The organism is Plesiocystis pacifica SIR-1 (genome assembly GCF_000170895.1).
Taxonomy (GTDB): Bacteria; Myxococcota_A; Polyangia; order Nannocystales; family Nannocystaceae; genus Plesiocystis; species Plesiocystis pacifica.
This window is the reverse complement of sequence record NZ_ABCS01000197.1, coordinates 1-7,901: the sequence shown is the minus strand read 5'-3', so window position 1 is coordinate 7,901 and position 7,901 is coordinate 1. Positions and strand designations below refer to the sequence as shown.

5 protein-coding genes are annotated in these 7,901 nt (G+C 71.4%); all 5 read left to right on the top strand.

Features of this window, described 5'->3' with window-relative positions; all coding sequences use genetic code 11:
* On the top strand, window positions 1-1,948 hold a 1,948-nt coding region (locus tag PPSIR1_RS40865), incomplete at its 5' end, for a tetratricopeptide repeat protein (RefSeq protein ID WP_006977213.1).
* Between the two features lie 94 nt (window positions 1,949-2,042).
* Window positions 2,043-3,668, top strand: coding sequence for an aldehyde dehydrogenase family protein (locus PPSIR1_RS40860; RefSeq protein ID WP_006977212.1), 1,626 nt, complete (start codon window positions 2,043-2,045; stop codon window positions 3,666-3,668).
* Between the two features lie 62 nt (window positions 3,669-3,730).
* Entirely contained in the window at window positions 3,731-4,549 is an 819-nt protein-coding gene (locus PPSIR1_RS40855; RefSeq protein WP_157596518.1) for a hypothetical protein, read from the top strand.
* Window positions 4,550-4,606: 57 nt separating this feature from the next.
* Window positions 4,607-5,479, top strand: a complete 873-nt coding sequence (gene tesB, locus PPSIR1_RS40850) for an acyl-CoA thioesterase II (protein WP_006977210.1) — start codon at window positions 4,607-4,609, stop codon at window positions 5,477-5,479.
* Window positions 5,480-6,120: 641 nt separating this feature from the next.
* A complete protein-coding gene (locus PPSIR1_RS51020) occupies window positions 6,121-7,890 on the top strand; it encodes a S41 family peptidase (protein ID WP_006977209.1) in 1,770 nt (589 codons plus the stop codon).
* The last annotated feature ends 11 nt before the right edge of the window (window positions 7,891-7,901 follow it).

Sequence of the window (7,901 nt, the reverse complement as noted above, 5' to 3'; positions counted from 1 at the left end):
GCTCTTGGCCGAGCTCGAGGCCGTGCCCAGGCGACGCCGGCGTCGCGTCGTCGTCGCCGCGGGGCTCGTCGCCGCCGGCGCCCTCGGCCTCGCCCTGCCCCAGCTGAGCGGGCCCGCCGAGGCCACCGATCCCTGCGCCACCATCGAGGCCGAGCTCGACGGGGTCTGGGACGCCGACGCCCGCGCCCTCGTGTCCGCGAACTTCGAGCGCGCGGACGAGGGCGCCCGGGCCCTCGACGCCCTCGATCGCTGGCGCGACGGGTGGATCGACGAGCGCCGCGCGGTCTGCCGAGCGAGCGGCCGGGCCGAGGCCGACGCGAGCCTCGAGCGCGCCAAGCTCAGCTGCCTGACCCGCCAGCGCCAGCGCGTCGACGCCCTCGTCGACGCCCTCGGCGGGGCGGCCCTCGACGACGAGCGCTCCGCCCGTGCCCTGGACGTGCTGCGCACCCTGCCCGAGGCCGAGGCCTGCGAGGACGACCTCGGCGCGTCGCTGATGGAGCCCCCGCCGGCCGACCAGCGCCAGCGCGTCGCCCAGCTCCAGGTCAGCATCGACCGCGCCACCGATCAGCGCCGCCTCGGGGACTTCGACGCGGGCTTCGAGCTCCTGCGCAGCCTCGAGCCCGAGGTCGAGATCGCGGGCTACGGACCGCTGACCGCCGAGTTCATGGCCGAGCGGGCCAAGTTCGAGCGGACCGCGAGCTCCCTCGAGCGCGGGGTCGAGCTGCTCGCCGACGCCATCGACCTCGCCGAGGTCCACCGCCACGAGCAGCTCGCCGGCGAGCTGTGGCTGAGCCTCGCCATGCTGTCCTTCAACGAGCTCGACGACCCCGAGGCCGGCTCCCGCCAGCTGCGGCGCGCGTTGGTGACCTGGCAGCGCCTGAGCCCCTCCGACTCGATCCGCGCCCGCCTCGAGTTCGCCCGCGGGATCGAGCGCGAGTCCCTCGGCGGCGCCGACGACCTCGAGGCTGCCCGCGCGCACCTGCGCCGGGCCATCGAGCTGGTCGAGTCGAGCGAGGCCCCGAGCGCGGACCTCCCCCACTACCGCGGCGACCTGGCCCGACTGCACGCCGACGACCCCGAGGCCCAGCTCGCCCTGCTGCGCCAGGCCGTCGCCGACGGCGAGCGCGTGTGGGGTCCGACGCACCCGCGCACCGCGGACTTCCAGTACCAGCTCGGCAACGCCCTGCTCCTGCGCGGCGAGAACGAGGCGGCCCGCGAGCTGCTCGACGCCGCCGTCGCGGGCTGGTCCCGAGCCGGCGAGGGGATGCGCGAGCGCGCCGCGAGCGAGCACAGCCTGGCCCAGCTCGCGCTCGGCGAGGGGGACCTCGACGCCGCCGAGACCCACGCCCGCGCCCTCGCCCAGATGCGCGCCGCCTACCTCCCGCCGGACCACGCCGACCACGGCGACGCGCCCTCGATGCTGGCGATCATCGCGGGCGTGCGCGGCCAGCACGAGCTCGCCATCGACCACGCCCGCGAGGCCCTGCGCCACTGGGAGTCCAAGCGCGACGCCAGCGACCCCGAAGTGCTCTACATGCGCACGGAGATCGCCAACCACGCCCACAGCCTCGGCCGCGTGGACGAGGCCGTCGCCGCCTACCAGTCGATCCTCGCCGACGCCCTCCCCGACGCGGGCCTGGTCCTGGTCACCGCCCACCTCGGCCTCGCCGACCTCGAGCTCAACCGCGGCAACGTCGACGCCGCCGCCGAGCAGCTCCACGCCATCGTCGCCCTCGACCTGCCCTCCCTCGAGCCCCAAACCCTGACCTTCACCGTGCTCCGGGCCCTCGTCGCCCTGCGCCAGGGCGGGGACGTGGCCGCGAGCTTGGCGGCCGTGAGGGCGGCGCGAAAAGACAGCGCGCTGAGCTCCGAGCAGCTCCACGCCTGGATCGACGGCCTGACCCTGAGCGACGCCGAGCGCGACGCCCTACGCGGCGCGCTCGACTAGTCTCCCTGTGGTCTGACTGTGGTCTCGCTGTGGCCTCGCTGTGCGCTGGGGCACCCCAAAGGGCCGCCCCCGTCCGCTAGCGTCGGCCCGCGCCATGCCCGACACGCCCCTGCCCGAGTCGCCCACGCCTGACACCGAGCCCACCGAGTCGGCCTCGCCGCGCGTGATCCCGTGCTCGGACCCCGCGACCGGCGAGAGCCTGGGCGAGGTCCCCGTCGACGATCCCAGGGCCGTCGAGAAGGCCATCGCCGCCGCCCGCCGAGCCCAGCGCGAGTGGTCCCGGACCAGCTTCGCCGAGCGCCGCCGCGTGCTCCGGCATCTGCTCGATCAGCTCCTCGCCCAGGCCGACGATCTGTGCGCGGCGATCTGCCGCGACACCGGCAAGACCCTCCACCACGCGATGATCGGCGAGATCTGGCCCATCGCCGAGAAGCTGCGCTGGACCCTCGACCACGGCGAGACCCACCTGCGCCCCGAGCCCGTGCGCTCCGGCGTGCTCGTGCACAAGCGGGCGCGCGTGGAGTTCCAGCCCCTCGGGGTCATCGGCGTGATCGCGCCGTGGAACGTCCCCCTGCAGAACATCCTCGGCCCCGCCGTCCCCGCCCTGTTCGCCGGCAACGCGTGCATCGTCAAGGTCAGCGAGTGGACGGCCTGGTCCGTCGCCCCCTTCCGCGCCTTCTTGCGCCGCTGCCTCGCCGACTGCGGCCACTCCCCCGACCTCATCCAGCTGCTCAACGGCTACGCCGAGACCGGGCAGGCGCTGATCCGCGGCGGCGTCGACAAGATCGTGTTCACCGGCTCGGCCCGCAACGGCCGGGCCGTGATGGCGACCGCGGCCGAGACCCTGACCCCGGTCATTCTCGAGCTCGGCGGCAAGGATCCGCTGATCGTGTGCGACGACGCCGACCTCGAGCAAGCCGCCAACGCGGCCGCCTGCGGGGCCTTCATCGGCTCGGGCCAGACCTGCCTCGCGGCCGAGCGCGTGCTGGTCTTCGACCGCGTCCACGACGACTTCGCCATGCGCGTCCAGGACATCGCCCTGCGCCTGCGCCAGGGCGCGCCGCTCCAGGGCAAGCTCGTCGACATCGGCGCGATGACCATGCCGGCCCAGGTCGACCACGTCGCCGAGCTCGTCGAGGACGCCCTCGAAAAGGGCGCCCGGCTCCTCGCCGGCGGCAAGCGAGCCAAGCGCAAGAAGAGCAAGCACTACTTCGAGCCCACGGTGCTCACCGAGGTCACCCCCGCCATGCGCATCATGCATGAGGAGACCTTCGGCCCCGTCGTCGCCATCGCCCGGGTCGCCAACGAGGCCGAGGCCGTGCGCGTCGCCAACGACACCGAGTACGGCCTGAGCGCGGCGGTCTACACCAAGAGCCGCGCCCGGGGCCGACGCATCGCCCACGAGCTCGTCGCCGGATCGGCCTGCATCAACGACTGGGCCGTGATGTACATGGTCCAGGACCTGCCCTTCGGCGGCGTCAAGGCCAGCGGCTTCGGCCGCCTCAACGGCCGCGATGGCCTGCGCGCGTGCACCAACCCCAAGTCGGTCATCGAAGATCGGCTGCCGCTCTACCCCGTGCCCTCGCTGTTCCCGGGCCGGCGCTACGACTACGAGGTCGTGCGCGCTGGGGTGCGGCTGTTCTACGGCAAGGGCGTCAACGCCAAGATCGGCGCTGCCCGGGAGCTCGGCCAGGCGCTGCTGCGCCGAGCCAAGAGCTGAACCGACTCCTCGAGATTAGTTTTGGCACTTTCCAGCGAGTGCCGGCCAGGCTAGGGTTAGCTATGCGAGTTCGTCTGGCGCTCTCCAGTCTCTTGGTCCTTGGTCTCGCGGGCTGCACGCCGGGCTCCATCGGGATCGCCGAAGGGGGTGAGACCGCGGGCGACGAGGTCGGGGAGAGCAGCGGCGAAGGCTCCGGCGACGGCACCACGGGTTCCACCGAGAGCGGCTCGAGCGAGGACGAGGGCGAGACCATCCCGGTCGTCTGCGATCCCTGGAGCTCGAGCTGCGGCGCCGATCAAAAGTGCGCCTACTTCCCCGACGAGGGCACCAACTACTGCGTGCCCGTGACCGGCAGCGCGCCGCTCGGGTCGAGCTGCATCTACTCGGGCGAGCTCGACGGCTACGACGACTGCGACGCGGCCACCGTGTGCGCCAACCTCATCGACACCGGCAGCGTGACCGTCGGGCGCTGCACGGCGCGCTGCCAGGGAAGCGCCGACGATCCCATCTGCGAGCCGGGGCTCGCCTGCCACGACGCGAGCGCGCAGGTCCTGTGCCTCGAGGGCTGCGACATCCTCCTCCAGGACTGTCCCGTCCTGGGCGAAGCCTGCTACTGGATCGACGAGAGCATCGGCTCGCTGTGCCTGCCCGCCGGCGACGCGCCCATGCTCGAGGCCTGCGAGCACAACCAAGACTGCGCCCCCGGCTTGTTCTGCATCCTCGCCGCCTCCCTCCCGGGCTGCGAGGCAGACAGCTGCTGCACCCCGCACTGCTCCCTGTCCGAGCCCGACTGCTCGGCGATCCCGGGCACGGAGTGCGTCGAGTTCTACGACGACTACTGGGGCTACCAGGAAGCGGGCGTGTGCGCGCTCCCGGGCTGAGTGAAGCCTCCCCGGGGGCCCCTGGCGGCGCGGCTGCGCAGGGCTAAGGTCCCGCCCATGTCGACCGTCCTGCGCGAGCTCGTCGAACTCCTGGTCCTCGAGCCCATCGAGGTCAACCTGTTCCGCGGGCAGAGCCAGGATCTGGGCTGGGGCACGGTGTTCGGCGGGCAGGTCCTCGGCCAGGCGCTGAGCGCCGCGACGCGCACGGTCCCCAGCGAGCGCGTGGTCCACTCGCTGCACGGCTACTTCCTGCGCCCCGGGGCCGTCGACAAGCCCATCGTCTACGAGGTCGACCGGATCCGCGACGGGGGCAGCTTCACCACGCGCCGGGTCGTCGCCATCCAAAACGGCAAGGCCATCTTCAACATGGCCGCGAGCTTCCAGCTGACCCAGGCCGGCTTCGAGCACCAAGACCCCATGCCCGACGCGCCGGACCCCGAGAGCCTCCAGAGCCAGCGCGAGCGCGTCGAGAGCTACGTCGACCAGCTGCCCGCGCCCCTGCGCGCCCGGGCCTTCGCCGAGCGCCCCTTCGAGATGCGCCCGCTCGAGCCCGTGTTCAACCCCATGCAGCCCGAGGCCCGCCCGCCCGTGCGCAACTTTTGGTTCAAGGCCACCAGCGAGCTCCCCGACGACAACGCCCTGCACCGCAGCCTGCTCGCCTACGCCTCGGACTTTGGCTTCCTGCCCACGGCCATGCGCCCCCACGCCGTGTCCTGGCTGACCCGGGGCATGCAGGTCGCCAGCCTCGACCACGCGATGTGGTTCCACCAGGACTTCCGCGTCGACGACTGGCTGCTGCACGTCGTCGACAGCCCCAAGGCCCACGGCGGCCGCGGCCTCGTCCGCGGGCGGATCTTCAGCCGCGACGGCCGGCTGGTGGCGAGCACGGCCCAAGAGGGGCTGATGCGCATGCGCGAGCCGAAGCGCTGAGCCGGCTCGGCGGAGGTAGGCTCCCAACGCTGAGGCCCGATGACCCAACCAGCGCACCGCCCCTGACGCGAAAGGCCCGAACCCTTGGCCCACGCAGCGGGCAAACGAGGGGCAAGAGGGTCGGCCTCCCCAGCGTTAGGAGCCGCAGCAGCGCCCACCGAAGCCGAACACCCACCCCAACCCAACCCAGCCCAACACCACGACACCCCACGCATTCAGGCGACAGCGGGGAGGCCGACCCTCTTGCCCCCTGCCCGCCCCCGTCGAAGCCCAAGACCCCCGCCAGCCCAAAACAAAACCGCACCGAACTCAAAACCGAACACCAAAATACGGACACCTTGGCACGCGCAGCGATGACACCCGCAGCCAGCCAAGTGGCTCAGGATGTCCAATCAAACGGCACGGAGTAGCTTCCTCAACAAACGACCCCATCCACATTCATCACACTAGCCCAAGTGATGGATATCGATGTCCGCTCACACATGGCGAATCAGTCTGCGCATGGAGTGTCAACCATCCACAATCACTTCCTGCCCCCACTCAGCCGTCTTCTAGAGAGCATTCTACCTAGCAGCAGAACGTTCACATTCTTTCGTTGCACCGCCTCGTCAACCCAAGGTCGAGCGGCTAGCTTCCCCGCCATGACTCGTGTCCAAGACTGGGGACGCCTCGTCCTCGCAACATCGCTCAGCGCCGGGATTTGCGGCTGCGTCGAAGACCCTGCAGGAGACGCCGGCGATTCCACCGCAGAAACCGACGGAACCGATGGCTCCGACGACGTCGGAGATACCACCGACACCGGTGACACCACCGATACCGGTGACACCACCGACACCACCGACACTGGCGAGACCACCGACACCGGCGAGACCACCGACACTGGTGAGACCACCGAAACCGGCAACGAAGACGAGTGCGCGAGCCTCGACGAGACCACGTGCGAAGACGGCATGCTCGTGAACTGCGTCGAGGACGGTGACCAGCTCGTGTGGGGCGACCCCGTCGCCTGCGAGCCGGGCTTCATCTGCAAGGCCGACGCCTGCGAAGAGCTCTCCGCGGCGCAGCTGTCTCAGATCAGCCTGCTCGGCACCTACGCCGAGCACCTGCGCGACCACACCGGCTACCCGGAGGTCCTCGACTTCGAAGGCCTCCAAGCCGCGGCCGCCCACGCCATCGCCCTCGGCGAGGGCGGCGACTACACCTTCGCCAAGGCCATCTACTCGATCTACCGCGCCGTCCCCTACGGCCACAGCGCCATCGGGCTCGGCCCCCTCGACTGGTCCCAGTGCTACGACCCCGAGGGCTTCGCGCCGCTGCGGGGCAACTCCTGGTACGGGGTCTGTGCCCGCTCCGCTGGCGACACCTCGATCGTCACCTTCGCGGACGAGATGAACCCCATGGGCCTCACCCCCGGCGATCGGGTGGTCGCGATCATGCGCGGCGACGAGATCTGGGAGGGCCCGGAGCTGTTCGAGCGGATCAGCCGCGAGCCCCTGTGCGACGGCGGCGTCCCCTCCGAGAGCGGCCGCGCTGACTACAACGCCCTGCACGTGTTTGCGATCATCAAGCCGGGCGACGCGATCGAGGTGCTGCACCCCGACGAGAGCCTCGAGGTCATCGACGTCCCCGAGCGCGGCGACCAGATCTCCTGCGCCGATCCCTTCCGCCGCCCGGAGAGCGGGGAGCTGTTCGTCTCCCACCAGCGCGAGGACGGCGTGGTCGTCGTCATCCTGCCCACGCTCGGCTCCCACCCCGATCACCCCTTCCCCCAGCCGCTCTCCCTCCAGGGCTACCGCGACTGGAACGCGGAGGCGATCGAGCTGCTCAACGAGGACCTCGCGCAGTACAGCGACGTCACCGGGCTGGTCTGGGACATCCGCGGGAACCGGGGCGGCTCGGCCGAGTACGGCATGGGGATCTTCGGCTCGCTGGGCGAGCTCGCGGGCGGCCTCGGCGAGTGCCACGCCCGCATCGTCGGCTCCTCGCCGCCCGAGTTCTCCGACGACGTCGAGTACCCCTTCCCCTACCAGGTCTTCGTCGACGACCCCCTGCCTGCGCTGGCCTTCGACGGCGAGCAAGCGATCGTCGCCGACGGGATGGCCGTCAGCGCCGCGGACTGGCTGATGTACCGCGCCGCCGACCTCGGCGTGCCGATCTTCGGCCACGGGGGCACCGGCGCCTACAGCTACCAGACCGGCCCGTCCTACGTGAGCCAAAACTGGGCCCCCGTCGAGGGTGAGCACACGGGCATCGACTCGTACATCTCCGGCGCGCGCTGCCTCGACTCCGAGGGCGAGCCCCTCGAGGGCTACGCCCCCGTCTCCGTCGAGCTCGACTACGATCCCCAGGACCTCGCCGACGGCATCGACACCGTGCTCGAGGCCGCGGTCGCAGAGGTCCTCGCGCCCTAGGCGGTCTCGCG